The sequence below is a fragment of the Paenibacillus sp. JT31N17 genome, assembly GCF_056269255.1.
Genome location: NZ_JBWDNP010000003.1, coordinates 564930 through 578779 on the forward strand (window position 1 = coordinate 564930; position 13850 = coordinate 578779).

The 13850-nt window shown below is 51.4% G+C and carries 11 protein-coding genes; all 11 read left to right on the forward strand.

Annotation, left to right across the window (positions count from 1 at the left end; genetic code table 11):
• The first annotated feature begins 24 nt into the window (after positions 1-24).
• Positions 25-4332, forward strand: coding sequence for a PolC-type DNA polymerase III (locus AC0YOB_RS14475; RefSeq protein WP_475793375.1), 4308 nt, complete (start codon positions 25-27; stop codon positions 4330-4332).
• 574 nt (positions 4333-4906) lie between these two features.
• The gene (gene rimP, locus AC0YOB_RS14480) at positions 4907-5368 is read left to right on the forward strand and encodes a ribosome maturation factor RimP (RefSeq protein ID WP_210041131.1); all 462 of its coding nucleotides are present in this window, start codon (positions 4907-4909) and stop codon (positions 5366-5368) included.
• A 78-nt stretch (positions 5369-5446) separates the two neighbouring features.
• Entirely contained in the window at positions 5447-6544 is a 1098-nt protein-coding gene (gene nusA, locus AC0YOB_RS14485; protein ID WP_210041129.1) for a transcription termination factor NusA, read from the forward strand.
• Positions 6545-6603: 59 nt separating this feature from the next.
• Positions 6604-6933, forward strand: a complete 330-nt coding sequence (rnpM, locus tag AC0YOB_RS14490; protein WP_475793376.1) for an RNase P modulator RnpM — start codon at positions 6604-6606, stop codon at positions 6931-6933.
• A complete protein-coding gene (locus AC0YOB_RS14495; RefSeq protein ID WP_475793377.1) occupies positions 6881-7249 on the forward strand; it encodes a L7Ae/L30e/S12e/Gadd45 family ribosomal protein in 369 nt (122 codons plus the stop codon). Before rnpM ends, AC0YOB_RS14495 begins: the two co-directional genes overlap by 53 nt.
• Complete coding sequence (gene infB / locus AC0YOB_RS14500; RefSeq protein ID WP_475793378.1) at positions 7242-10094, forward strand: translation initiation factor IF-2; 2853 nt, start codon at positions 7242-7244, stop codon at positions 10092-10094. Before AC0YOB_RS14495 ends, infB begins: the two co-directional genes overlap by 8 nt.
• Before the next feature lie 7 nt (positions 10095-10101).
• The gene (gene rbfA, locus AC0YOB_RS14505) at positions 10102-10458 is read left to right on the forward strand and encodes a 30S ribosome-binding factor RbfA (RefSeq protein WP_210041123.1); all 357 of its coding nucleotides are present in this window, start codon (positions 10102-10104) and stop codon (positions 10456-10458) included.
• The gene (locus tag AC0YOB_RS14510) at positions 10455-11468 is read left to right on the forward strand and encodes a DHH family phosphoesterase (RefSeq protein ID WP_475793379.1); all 1014 of its coding nucleotides are present in this window, start codon (positions 10455-10457) and stop codon (positions 11466-11468) included. The genes rbfA and AC0YOB_RS14510 overlap by 4 nt, the downstream gene beginning before the upstream one ends.
• Complete coding sequence (gene truB / locus AC0YOB_RS14515; RefSeq protein WP_475793566.1) at positions 11468-12382, forward strand: tRNA pseudouridine(55) synthase TruB; 915 nt, start codon at positions 11468-11470, stop codon at positions 12380-12382. Before AC0YOB_RS14510 ends, truB begins: the two co-directional genes overlap by 1 nt.
• A 35-nt stretch (positions 12383-12417) precedes the next feature.
• On the forward strand, positions 12418-13371 hold the full coding sequence (locus tag AC0YOB_RS14520) for a bifunctional riboflavin kinase/FAD synthetase (protein WP_475793380.1): 954 nt from the start codon (positions 12418-12420) through the stop codon (positions 13369-13371).
• A 190-nt stretch (positions 13372-13561) separates the two neighbouring features.
• A complete protein-coding gene (gene rpsO, locus AC0YOB_RS14525; protein ID WP_188992490.1) occupies positions 13562-13831 on the forward strand; it encodes a 30S ribosomal protein S15 in 270 nt (89 codons plus the stop codon).
• The last annotated feature ends 19 nt before the right edge of the window (positions 13832-13850 follow it).

Here is a 13850-nt window from a genome sequence, read left to right on the forward strand (position 1 = left end):
TTGACTTGAATAGGGGAGGAAACGATGAGCCAAACCGGGGAAAAGCGGCATCGCTTTGAGCTGATGATGAAGCAGGCAGAGCTGCCGCAGCAACTGACCGATGAGCATTTTGGGGACGGATATATCGACAAAGTGATCGTAAGCCGGAGCAACCGGGAGTGGACGTTTTGCATAAGCAAAACGTCTTTGGTTCCTCTAGCGGCTTTTGGCGTTTTTTGCCGGACCATTCAATCCAAGTTCGCCCATCTTGCAGATGTCTCCTTCTGCTTCACGTATGAAGAAGGGGTAAAGACCGATGAGCTCCTGATTGAATATTGGCCGGCATTTGTAGAATGGGTTCAGAAGCATAATGCTTCGGTAAACGGCTGGCTGGGCAAGGCCCGGCTGGAAGTAGAGAATGGGCTTGCGACGCTTGCGCTGCTTGACGACATGGGACTTGAGCTGGCACGAAAGAAGAAGATTGATGAAATGGCCGTGCAGTTTTTTGAGGATCAGTTCGGCCGGACCTGCAGGGTGAAGTTATCAGTTGGCGTAAAGAATCAGGAAGCCTATGAGCAATTCGCCCAGAGGCGTGATCTGGAAGAGCGTGAAGTAATCCAGCAGATGATGACAAGCGCCGCCGCGGAAGCTCCTGAGGTGGCGGAAGGCGATGTGCGGCTGGTCGTCGGCTACGATATCCGTGAGGAACCGGTTCCGATTATGAATATCCTCGAGGAGGAGAAGAAGGTCACCATACAGGGAACCGTCTTCGGCCTTGAAGTGAAGGAGCTTCGTAACGGCAGCACGCTGTTTACTTTTAATGTAACCGACTTTACAGACTCTATCGCGGTGAAGATGTTTGCCAAGACGAAGGACGATGTGAAAGTTCTCAGTCAGCTTTCCAATGGCAAATGGATCAAAGCGCGGGGACGCGTAGAATATGACCGGTTCATGCAGGAACCGGAGCTTGTGATGATGCCTTCGGACCTTCATGAAGTGGTTTCTCCCAAGGAAGCCAAGGATGATGCCGAGGAGAAGCGTGTTGAGTTTCATCTCCATTCCACGATGAGCACGATGGACGCTGTTACCCCTATTGATGTTTACATCAAGCAGGCAGCCAAATGGGGACATAAGGCGATTGCGATTACCGATCACGGAAACGTGCAGTGCTACCCGGAAGCAGCGAAGGCGGCCAAGAAGCATGGGGTCAAGGTGTTGTTCGGGTTAGAAGCCAATGTTGTCAACGATGCGATACCTATGGTGATGAACTCGCGTGAAGAAGCCATGCAGAGCGCTGTCTATGTAGTATTTGATATCGAGACGACGGGATTGTCAGTTGTCAATAATAAAATCATCGAGCTGGCCGGCGTGAAAATGCAGGACGGCAAGGAAATCGGCCGTTTCTCGACCTTTATCAATCCTCATGAAGCCATTCCTTATAATATTCAGCAGCTGACCAATATTACGAACGAGATGGTACAGGATGCTCCTGAGCTCGCACCCAAGCTGCGGGAATTCATCGAATTTGTCGGCGATGCTGTACTTGTCGCGCACAATGCAAGATTTGATATGGGCTTTATGCAGGCAGCCTGCAAACAGAACGGATTCCCGGAATTTAAGAATCCCGTGCTGGACACGCTCGAGCTTGCCCGTTTTCTCCATCCGGCGATGAAGAACCACAGGCTGAATACGTTGGCCGATAAATATAAAGCAAGTCTGGAAAGCCATCACCGGGCGATCGATGATTCCATCGCGCTGGGCGGCATCCTGTATGGATTGATTGGCGATGCAGCCAAACGCAATGTGACCGGCTTACATATGCTCAATGATTATGTTGGACTCGATTTGTCAAATATGAGGCCGTTCCACTGCTGTATATATGCGCTTAATGCAGTCGGCAAGAAAAACATGTTCAAGCTGATCTCCCTGTCGCATACGGAGCATTTTAAGCGGGTTGCCTCTATTCCCAAAAGCAAGCTCTCCGAGCTTCGTGAAGGGCTCTTGATTATTTCGGGCTGCGAGAAGGGTGAGTTCTTCGAGGCGGTTATGAATAAATCGCTGGAGGAAGCGGAGGAAGTGGCGCGATATTACGATGTGCTGGAAATTCAGCCTGTCGGGTTCTATATGCATTTGGTCGACAAAGGCTTTGTTGCCAGCCGTGCCGAAATCGAGCAGGCTTTGCGCCGCGTTTGCGAGATCGGCGATAAGCTGGGCAAGCCAGTAATCGCTACTGGCAATGTGCATTATTTACTGCCAAGGGAAAAGCTGTTCCGGGATATTACGATTCATGGAATTACGGGTTTTAGCCCGCTTAAAGATATCCGCAAGCCTGATGCTCATTTAAGGACGACCAGGGAAATGCTGGAGGAGTTCGCCTTTCTCGGAGAGGCGAGGGCATTTGAGGTAGTGGTCAGAAATACTTCGGAGCTTGCCGACCGCTTTGAGCCGTTCGATATGTTCCCGGATAAACTGTTCACCCCCATCATCGACGGGGCGGATGAGGAAATACGCAGCAAATGCTACGATACGGCCAAACGGCTGTATGGGGAAGAACTGCCGGATGTCGTCGTCCAGCGTCTGGAGAAAGAGCTTGTGCCCATCATTAAATTCGGTTTCTCAGCCAACTACCTGATATCCGAGCGTTTGGTCAAAAAATCGAATGAGGACGGGTATCTCGTCGGCTCGCGGGGATCGGTAGGATCATCGGTTGTGGCCACTTTCCTCGGGATATCCGAGGTTAACCCGCTTCCTGCGCACTACAGCTGCCTGGACGAGGCCTGCAAATACAGCGAATGGTTCCTGGACGGGAGCTACCCGAGCGGTTTTGACCTGCCCGACAAAAAATGTCCCAATTGCGGCAAGCCTCTCAAGGGTGAAGGCCAGGACATTCCGTTCGAAACCTTCCTGGGCTTCAAGGGCGATAAAGTGCCCGATATCGATCTTAATTTTTCCGGTGAATACCAGCCTATTGCCCATAATTACACCAAGGAGCTGTTCGGTCCGGAAAACGTATTCCGGGCAGGAACGATCGGTACGATCGCGGAGAAGACGGCATACGGCTATACCAAGAAGTATGAGGAAGACCATGGCAAGAAGTGGCGCGGTGCCGAGATTCTGCGTTTGGCCGGGGGCTTTACCGGGGTGAAACGGAGCACGGGCCAGCATCCGGGCGGGATCGTAGTTGTGCCGGATTATATGGAAGTGGAGGAAGTCACTCCGGTTCAGTATCCTGCCGACGATACGGGCTCCGAGTGGAAAACAACGCATTTTGATTATCATGCCTTCGAGAGCAATCTGCTCAAGCTTGATATACTCGGGCACGATGATCCGACCATGATGAGGATGCTGCAGGATTTGACAGGCGTGGATCCGACAACCATACCAATGAACGATCCGAAGGTCATGAGCATGTTCAATTCCTCGGAAGCGCTTGGTGTCTCAGCCGAGAAAATCCGGACCCCGGTAGCTACATATGGCGTTCCGGAGATGGGCACCAAATTTGTCAGACAAATGCTGGAGGAGACGAAGCCGTCGTCATTTGCCGATTTGCTCCAAATATCCGGCCTGTCGCATGGAACTGGTGTTTGGCTCGGCAATGCCCAGGAGCTGATCAAGAACCGTACCTGCACGATCAAGACGGTTATCGGCTGCCGGGATGACATCATGCTTTATTTGATCTATAAAGCGGGTATGGATGCAGGGCTTGCGTTCAAGATTACGGAAAGCGTGCGGAAGGGCAAGGGATTGACGCCGGAATGGATCGAGGAAATGAAGAACTGCAAGGTTCCTCAGTGGTATATTGATTCTTGTCTGAAAATCGAGTATATGTTTCCGAAGGCTCATGCCGCCGCCTATGTTATATCCGCTGTCAGAACGGCCTTTTTCAAACTTTATTATCCAATTGCCTATTATGCGACCTATTTTACCGTTCGTGCGGAGGATTTCGATCTGGAGCTGCTCTGTCAAGGCTATGACGCGATTTTGCGCAAGCTGATTGAAATCGAGCAAAAGGGTTTTACAGCGACGCCCAAGGAGAAAGGATCCGTATCGCTGCTCGAGATGGCGCTTGAGATGACGGCACGCGGCTTCTCATTCAAGCCGATTGATCTTTACCGCTCGGACGCCACGAAATTTATCGTTGACGATCGTTCACTTATTCCGCCGTTTGCGGCCATTGCCGGAATCGGGGATAATGCGGCCCGAAACATTGCTGCTGCGCGGGAGTCAGGTGAATTTCTCTCCGTGGAAGACTTTCAGCAGAAGTCCAAGGCATCCAAAACGATCATTGAAGTGCTCGGAACAATGGGCTGCTTCCGCGGCCTTCCGGAATCGAACCAGCTGTCCTTATTCTAAAATAGTCTGGAGATTACAATGGTACAATGCCTGTGTTTCCAAGAGTGTATGTAATTCCTTTGTTGTCACCACATCATGGTTATGGTATAATCTTTCTGGCAATGCTGATGATACGACTTTTTCGCAGAAGAGTGGGGAAACCCACTCTTTACGTTTTGTCAATAGCTTTTTGCGGTTACGATTAACCGATTGGCCGGTATGATATCGGCCAACAGTTATAGCATTTTTTACGTGCAACTGAATTGCATATGTGCGCAATTAACAGTTGCCGATGCGGCGCCTGGATTGCTTGTATATGCAATTGGCAGTTGCAAAGTTGAACTGACAACTGGGCTGCATAAATCAGCAGCTGGCAGTTGCAGAATTTGGACTGACAACTGAGCTGCATAAACAGCAGCTGGCAGTTGCAGAATTTGGACTGACAACTGAGCTGCATAAATCAGCAGCTGGCAGTTGCAGAATTTGGACTGACAACTGAGCTGCATAAATCAGCAGCTAGCAGTTGCAGAATTTGGACTGACAACTGAGCTGCATAAATCAGCAGCTAGCAGTTGCAGTGGGGGGTACATCATTTTTGAGCACTGCGAAAATCAAAACCGTCATCGAAGAAATGGTTCAGCCCTTTTTTGACGAACATGGATTTGAGCTTGTTGATGTGGAATATGTGAAGGAAGGCAGCAATTGGTTTCTTCGCATCTTTGTCGACAAGGAAGGCAACATCGATATTGATGAATGTGGACGAATCAGCGAGTTTATAAGCGAGAAGCTTGACGAGAGCGATCCGATTACCGAGGCTTATTTTCTCGAAGTATCATCGCCCGGCGCGGAAAGACCGCTTAAGAAGCCTCAAGATGTCAGCAAAGCAATCGGCAAGCATGTGTTTGTTACAACCTATGAGCCGGTAAGCGGAGCCAAAGAGTTTGAGGGTACGCTTCTTTCGTTTGACGGTGAAGAAGTTGTCATTGATATGGGCAAAAAGAAGTACACCATTCCATATGCGAAAGTGGCAAGCGCCCGTTTGGCCATCGTTTTCTAATACGATAGCCGCGCATCTGGTTTATAACAGGCATGACCTAAACACATGGTACGATTCGAAAGGGGGAACTCATTTCCAATGAGCATGGATTTTATAGAAGCACTGTCGGAAATCGAGCGGGAAAAGGGAATAAGCAAAGATATTTTAATAGAAGCGCTGGAAGCTGCTCTCATTTCCAGCTACAAACGCAATTTTAACACCGCCCAGAACGTGAGGGTTGATATTAACCGGTTTACCGGAGTGATTAAAGTCTATGCCCGCAAGACGGTTGTGGATGAGGTTTTCGATCCGCGCCTGGAGATTTCGGTTGAAGCATCCCGCGAGCTGAACCCGCATTACCAGCTGGATGATATTGCCGAAATTGAAGTGACGCCGCGTGACTTTGGACGCATTGCCGCACAAACGGCCAAGCAAGTGGTGACCCAGCGTATCCGCGAAGCGGAGCGGGGGCTCATTTACAATGCGTTTATCGATAAAGAGGAAGATATCGTCAACGGTATCGTGCAGCGTCAGGATGTCCGCAATTTGTTCATTGATCTGGGCAAAGTTGAAGCTGTGCTGCCGCTTACCGAGCTGATGCCGACAGATAAATTCAAGCATGGCGACCGCGTCAAGTCGTTTATAACCAAGGTTGAGAACACGACAAAAGGACCGCAAATCTTTCTTTCCCGTACGCATCCGGGATTGCTTAAGCGTCTGTTTGAGCTGGAAGTGCCGGAGATCTATGATGGCGTTGTGGAAATCCGTTCAGTGGCCAGGGAAGCGGGCTTCCGCTCGAAGATAGCCGTTCATTCGCGCAATGACGAGGTGGATCCGGTTGGTTCCTGCGTAGGACAAAAAGGGATGCGCGTGCAAATGATTGTGACGGAGCTCAAGGGCGAGAAGATCGACATCGTCCGGTGGTCGGACAGCGTGGAAGAGTATGTGGCAAATGCGCTCAGCCCTTCCAAAGTGCTGGAGGTTATCGTATACGAGCAGGAAAAGATGGCGCGTGTCATTGTGCCGGACTATCAACTATCGCTCGCCATCGGTATTAAAGGACAAAACGCCCGGTTGGCAGCCAAGCTGACAGGATGGAAAATCGATATAAAAAGCGAAACGCAAGCCGAGCAGGAATATGGTCGCCCGAAATCTGCAATGAGCACCATGCATCAGGATTCCGTCTCCGTCGATTAGCGTAAGCTTGATACGGCGTTTGCTGTTTGAAGCGCCTGACGCCACAGGAGGGATGGAAGATGAGACCCAGAAAAATTCCACTGCGCAAATGCGTGGCTTGCCAGGAAATGAAGCCCAAAAAGGAATTAATTCGCATTGTCCGTACTCCGGATGAGCGGATATTGATCGATTTGAAGGGCAAACAGGCAGGACGCGGCGCATACTTGTGCGGCAAAGTCTCCTGCTTCAAGCTGGCGAAGAAGACCAAGGCGCTCGACCGGGCTCTTAAACAGCCTGTTGGGATGGACATTTACGATCAGCTTGAACAGGATTTTATTGCCATGGAGGACCGCTTTAATGCGGAAAAAGATCGGATGGATGATGAAGATGATGATGATTCCCAGGCATAAGGCGCTGTCGTCGCTGGGTATGGCGATGCGTGCAGGAAAAGTCATTTCCGGCGATGAGATCGTACTAAAGGCGGTTCGCCAAGGCAAAGCAAAGCTTGTCATTGTGGCCGGCGACGCTTCGGATAATACAAAGAAGAAATTCCAGGACAAGTGCGGAACTTACAATGTGAAGATGGTGGAGCTGTTTGACCGAATCACGCTGGGAGAATCAATCGGCAAGTCGGAGCGGGTGATCATTGCCGTAACGGAAGCGGGGTTCTCCAAGATAATTATACAAAGCTTAACCCAACCTTCGGAGGTGGAGTATATTGACTAAACAAACAGACAGTAAGGACAATAAAGATAAATTAAGGGTTTATGAATACGCAAAATCACTTAATATGAGCAGCAAAGAAATCATCACGATTTTGAAGCGTCTCAATCTGCCGGTCAACAACCATATGAGTGTTATGGAGAATGAAATGGTAGGTAAAGTCGAGGGGTTTTTCCGCGACATCAAATCCAATGCGGCAGCCAAACGCGCTCAAGAGAATGCGACAGTATCGGCAGCGGCACAATCCACTAACCGTCCAGCCCAACCGCAGCTTGAGCGCAAGCCGCAGCAAAACAGCTTGCCTGCCCAGCCGCAGAATGCGGGAGCGGCGCAACATGTCTCCACAGACCAGTCAGATGCCAACAAAAATACAAACCAGGAACGACAGGGGAATATGAACATAACCAGACCAAGTACGCCAACAGCCAGCACGAACCAATCGCAACCGTCGCAACAGCCGCAGCAGTCCAGTCAGCCGCAGCAATCCCAGCAACCACAACAGCAGCGTCCATCTTCCTATCAAGGCAATAACCCGCGTCCAAGCGGCCAAGGCCAAGGCGGTCAGCGTCCATCCGGCGGTCAAGGAAGCAGCCAGGGCGGTCAGCGTCCAAGCGGCCAAGGCCAAGGCGGTCAGCGTCCATCCGGCGGTCAAGGAAGCAGCCAGGGCGGTCAGCGTCCGGGCGGCCAAGGCCAAGGCGGTCAGCGTCCATCCGGCGGCCAAGGAAGCAGCCAGGGCGGTCAGCGTCCGAGCGGCCAAGGTCAAGGCGGTGGACAACGTCCGTCAGGTCAAGGCAGCAGCGGCGGCCCGGGAGGCCAGCGTTTCGGCCAGAGCAGCGGAAGCAGCACAGGCGCACAAGGCAGCGCGCGTTCCAATACGCCGCCGCAGAACCGTGGTACACAAGGACGTGCATTTGACTCCCGTCCGGCACCGGGCTCGGATGACAGAGGCGGCGCGAAGAAGAAACCTGGCGGTCCTGGAGCAGGCGGCAAACGGTTTGACGACAGCCGTTCCAGCAATTTCAAAGGCAGCCGCGGCGGTAAAAACCAGCGCGGACGAGGCAACCAGCAGCAGGAACGCAGAGAGAAAATCGACAATACGCCGAAGAAAATCATTGTACGCGGTACAATGACCGTAGGCGATCTGGCCAAATTGCTTCATAAGGATGCTTCTGAAGTCATCAAGAAGCTGATCGTTCTGGGTGTCATGGCAACCATTAACCAGGAGGTCGATCTCGACACGGTTCAACTGATCGCCAGCGAATATGGCGTAGAGGTTGAAGTGAAGATTCCGGTTGAAGAGGATGCTTTTGAAACGTTTGAAGAAACGGATGAAGCGGAGGACCTGGAATCCCGTCCACCGGTTGTAACGATCATGGGTCACGTCGATCATGGTAAAACAACTCTGCTCGATGCCATTCGCCATACCAGTGTAACCAGCGGCGAGGCAGGCGGCATCACCCAGCATATCGGTGCTTATCAAGCCGAAATCAATCACAAGAAGATAACCTTCCTCGATACACCGGGCCATGAAGCGTTCACGCTCATGCGGGCACGTGGTGCGCAGGTAACGGATATTACGATTATCGTTGTGGCAGCTGACGATGGCGTTATGCCGCAAACGGTAGAGGCAATCAACCATGCCAAAGCTGCAGGCGTGCCGATCATTGTAGCGGTTAACAAGATCGATAAACCGGATTCCAACCCTGACAAAATCAAGCAGGAGTTGACTCCGTACGAGCTCATCCCGGAAGAATGGGGCGGCGATACGATCTTTGTTAATGTATCGGCCAAACAGCGCATCGGACTTGAAGAACTGCTGGAAATGATCCTGCTCGTTGCTGAAGTGAACGACTACAAATCGAACCCCAACAAACGGGCTCGCGGTACCGTTATTGAAGCTGAGCTGGATAAAGGTAAAGGTCCGGTAGCACGTATTCTCGTGCAGCACGGCACATTGAAGGTCGGCGATGCCTTCGTAGCAGGCAACTGCTTCGGACGCGTGCGCGCCATGGTCAATGATAAAGGCAGACGGCTCAAGGAAGCCGGACCGAGTACGCCTGTGGAAATTACGGGCTTGACTGAGGTTCCGCTTGCCGGAGATCCGTTCCTCGTGTTCGAGGATGAGCGCAAAGCAAGAGCAATCGCCGACCGCCGAGCGATCAAACAACGTGAATCCGAGCTGGGCGCCAACTCGCGTGTAACGCTTGAAGATTTGTACAAACACATTGTTGAAGGTGAAATCAAGGACCTGAATGTCATCATCAAGTCCGATGTTCAAGGTTCTTCCGAAGCCCTCAAAGGTTCGCTTGCGAAGATCGATATTCAGGGCGTCCGCGTCAAAATCATTCACAGCGGCGCAGGTGCGATTACCGAATCCGATATTAATCTGGCTTCCGCTTCCAATGCGATTGTGATCGGGTTTAACGTACGACCTGAGCCGCAGGCGCTTGCGACAGCTGAGCAGGAAAAGGTTGATATTCGTCTCCACAGCATTATTTACAATGTAATCGACGAAATTGAGCATGCTATGAAGGGGATGCTGGATCCGATATTCAAAGAAGTCGTTATCGGCCAGGCGGAAGTCCGCAATATCTTCAAAGTCAGCAAAGTGGGTACGATTGCCGGTTGTATGGTTACTTCGGGGAAAATTGCCCGATCTGCAAAAGCCCGCTTGATCCGCGGCGGAATCGTCGTATTCGAGAGCGAGATCGAATCGCTCAAACGCTTCAAGGATGATGCCAAGGAAGTTGCGCAGGGCTATGAGTGCGGAATTACGCTTGAGCGGAACTTTGAACTCAAAGAAGGCGATGTGATCGAGGCCTACGTTATGGAAACAGTAGAGAGGTGATTGACCTATGGCGAAGGTTCGCGTAGGACGTGTAGGTGAACAAATCAAGAAAGAGCTGAGTACACTTATCCAGATGGAGCTTAAAGATCCGCGGATCGGCTTTATCACCGTTACCGGGGTTGAAGTGACAGGCGACTTGTCGCAGGCTAAAGTGTATTTAAGCGTACTGGGCAATGATGAGCAAAAGGAAGAAACGCTCAAAGCTTTGGCGCGCGGCACCGGCTTTTTACGGTCGGAACTGGGCAAAAGAATCCGTTTTCGCCATACGCCCGAGCTGCTGTTTAAATTCGACAGCAGCATTGAGTACGGGAGCCGGATTGAATCCCTGCTCGAACAAATCAATAGCGGCAGCGGTGGCAAATGATCGCGGGGCAAGCAGCAGCTTTCCCTGCTGATTATACCAGGCAGCTGGACCAGGCTCTGCAATTCCTTCATGGGGCAGACCGGTTTCTGATTGTTTCACATGTTCAGCCTGACGGTGATGCCATCAGCTCCACGCTGGTGGCAGGCTGGATTCTGCGTCAGCTTGGCAAGCAGTACGTCATGATGAATGAGGGAGCTGTGCCGGTAAGACTTGATTTCATGGAACAATCGGCTGCTGTTATTAATTTGAGCAAAGAGCAGCCTCTCTCAGAAACATACAACCGGATCATCGCGGTCGATTGTGCCGATTTTCGGCGCATCGGCCTCGTATCCGGTCTATTTGCCGAAGGGGCTATGCTCCTCAATATTGACCATCATCCTACTAATGACGCATTTGGGGCGGTCAATCTGATTCGCACGGATGCAGCGGCAACTGTTGAGATCTTATACGATTTGATTATCCATGCAGGGTTTGCGCCTGATTCTGAAGCAGCAACAGCTATTTATACCGGATTGCTGACGGATACGGGCGGCTTTCGTTACTCCAATACAAGCCCTTATGTGATGCAGGTGGCCTCGCAGATGCTGGCGATTGGCATTCCCAGCCATTCTATTGCAGACCGGTTGCTGGAACGTATGACCAAACCGCAGCTTCTGCTGCTGCAGCGCGGACTCAGCAGGCTGATGTTCTCCGATGACAGCCAAATTGCATGGCTTTATATCGCCTATGAAGATATGGCGGAAACCGGAGCGATAGGCGATGATCTGGAAGGCCTGGTGAACTACGCGCTCAATGTAGAAGGCGTTGAGGTTGGCGTGTTGTTCAAAGAAACCGCAGATGGAAACGTCAAGGTAAGCATGCGTTCCTCCGGTAAAGCGGATGTTGCGGCTATCGCCAAATCATTCGGAGGCGGCGGGCATATCAGAGCAGCCGGCTGTCAGCTTGAGGGACCTCTTTCAGCTGCCATGACTAAACTGGTGAATGCGGTCAGTGAGGCGTTGGCCCAATGATGGAGGGAATTCTACCCGTTTGGAAGCCGGCAGGATGGACCTCTCATGATGTTGTTGCCAAGGTAAGAGGGATACTCCGTGTGAAAAGAATTGGTCATGCCGGCACGCTTGACCCTCAGGTTACCGGCGTGCTGCCGCTATGTATCGGACGCGCAACGCGTGTCGTTGAATATGTCCAGGAACGGCCAAAAGCCTATGAGGCTGTTCTGCAGCTTGGTTTGGCGACAGATACGGAGGATTTGACAGGCGCTGTCATCTCGCAGGTGGACAACATTACCATTGATGAATCGGAGATCCGCCGTACATTGGCCTCCTTCGTAGGCGAGATTATGCAGGTTCCACCGATGTATTCGGCCGTTCGGGTCGAGGGGAAGCGGCTTTATGAGCTGGCCCGGGAGGGTCATATCATTGAACGCCAAGCGCGTCCCGTAACCATTTATCGGCTTGAGCTGCTTGAGCTTGAGCTTGGAATGGCGCATCCCCGGATCCGTTTTTCCGTTCAATGCTCCAAAGGCACCTATATCCGCACCTTGTGCGTGGATATCGGTAAAGCGCTGGGAGTTCCTGCGGTTATGGCTGAACTTACACGCACGATGTCAGGCGGGTTCACGCGGGAGCACTGTCTGACGATGGAAGAGATTCAAAAGCTGCATGCCGCGGGAGAACTCGGGCCTAAGCTGCTGCCGGCCGACTCGGCGCTCAGCCATCTGCCCAGCGGATCAGTAAATGCAGCTATCGCTCAGCATGCTTTTCAAGGCAAGCGTATTCCGTTACAAAATATTCAGGCGCTGCAGCATATAGATGACCAGTCGTTAGTTTGTTTATATCGTGATGACGGATTGTTTCTTGGTTTGTTTGAAGCAGATAAGGACACAGGCTCGTTGAAAGCGGTCAAAGTATTTACGTCCGTTTAAAATGAAGTGAAGCTCATAAAGCAGGTGTGACGGCAGTGAAAATAATCTCATTACAATATCCGGTTCAATCCTCTGAGCCCGCAAAATCAGCCCTTCCCAAGACGCTTGCCATCGGTTATTTCGATGGTGTCCACAAGGGGCATCAGAATGTCATCCGCCGCTCTGTCGAAGCTGCACGCAGTACAGGCATTGAGGCTGCGGTAATGACCTTTTACCCGCATCCGAAGGAGGTGCTGGGGCAGGGAGATCAATATGTGAATGGCCTCACTCCACTAGAGGAGAAGATCAACCGTTTCCGTTCCCTCGGTGTGGATGTCGTGTATATCGTTCAATTCGACCTGGAATTCTCCGCAGTAACGCCGGATGAATTTGTCGAGCATGTGCTGCGTCCGCTGCAGGTCAAGAAGGCAGTCGTCGGTTTTGATTTTGCATTTGGATCCCGGGGTGCGGGAAAAGCGGACACGCTTGTCGCACTTGGCGATCCGGATATCGCTGTGGAAATCGTAGAGCCGCTCATGATCGACGGCAAGAAAGTCAGCAGTACCCTTATCCGCGAAGCGCTGGAAGAAGGCAAGCTGGAAATGGCCGAGCAATTCCTCGGGGAGCCCTATCATGTACAGGGAACTGTCGTCCATGGTGAAGGCAGAGGCAGCAAGATCGGATTTCCGACCGCCAACCTGGATCCGGAAACGGCATATGTGGTTCCCCGTCAGGGTGTATATGCCATCATGGCGGAAGTGGACGGAGAGCGGATTCCCGGTGTATTGAACATCGGAGTGAAGCCAACCTTCCATGAGAATCTGACGCAACCGGTCATGGAGGCTCATTTATTTGACTTTGACGGCGACCTCTATGGCAAGTCGATTGCGATCCATTTTATTTCTTTTCTCCGCACAGAGAAGAAATTTAATTCGATTGACGAGCTGGTTGGTCAAATTCATGCCGATGCCGATAAGGCCAGAGCGATTTTGTCCCAAGGGCAGCGTTAGCCTATCATCATCTCATAAATAACCCTGCTCCATTTACTTTATATGGGCGATTATGATATACTTCTAGTCGTTGCGGAGAGATGATGCATTTTTGCTCATCACATAAGCGGCAAGAACCTTGGCTTGGCCTGCTCGATCTCACCGACGGCGGCGAGGCTAATGGCGATTATGATAAAGGAGGTGAACAAGGATGGCACTTACTCAAGAACGTAAGAATCAATTGATCGACGAGCACAAAACCCATGCGAACGACACCGGTTCTCCGGAAGTTCAAATCGCTATCCTGACGCAAAACATCGTCAATTTGACAGACCATCTTCGGGTGCACAAGAAAGATCATCACTCCCGTCGCGGCCTGCTCAAAATGGTCGGTCAACGTCGTAAGCTGTTGGCATATCTGAAAAACAAGGATGTACGACGCTACAGCGCATTGATCGAAAGACTCGGCTTGCGCCGATAAAAGATGCGAGGATAAAAGC

Excerpts from the sequence above, each read along its gene's own strand:
- AC0YOB_RS14475 (WP_475793375.1), top strand. The coding sequence starts at position 25 with ATGAGCCAAACCGGGGAAAAGCGGCATCGCTTTGAGCTGATGATGAAG.
- nusA (WP_210041129.1), top strand. The coding sequence starts at position 5,447 with ATGAGCATGGATTTTATAGAAGCACTGTCGGAAATCGAGCGGGAAAAG.
- rnpM (WP_475793376.1), top strand. The coding sequence starts at position 6,604 with ATGAGACCCAGAAAAATTCCACTGCGCAAATGCGTGGCTTGCCAGGAA.
- AC0YOB_RS14495 (WP_475793377.1), top strand. The coding sequence starts at position 6,881 with ATGCGGAAAAAGATCGGATGGATGATGAAGATGATGATGATTCCCAGG.
- rbfA (WP_210041123.1), top strand. The coding sequence starts at position 10,102 with ATGGCGAAGGTTCGCGTAGGACGTGTAGGTGAACAAATCAAGAAAGAG.
- AC0YOB_RS14510 (WP_475793379.1), top strand. The coding sequence starts at position 10,455 with ATGATCGCGGGGCAAGCAGCAGCTTTCCCTGCTGATTATACCAGGCAG.
- truB (WP_475793566.1), top strand. The coding sequence starts at position 11,468 with ATGGAGGGAATTCTACCCGTTTGGAAGCCGGCAGGATGGACCTCTCAT.
- rpsO (WP_188992490.1), top strand. The coding sequence starts at position 13,562 with ATGGCACTTACTCAAGAACGTAAGAATCAATTGATCGACGAGCACAAA.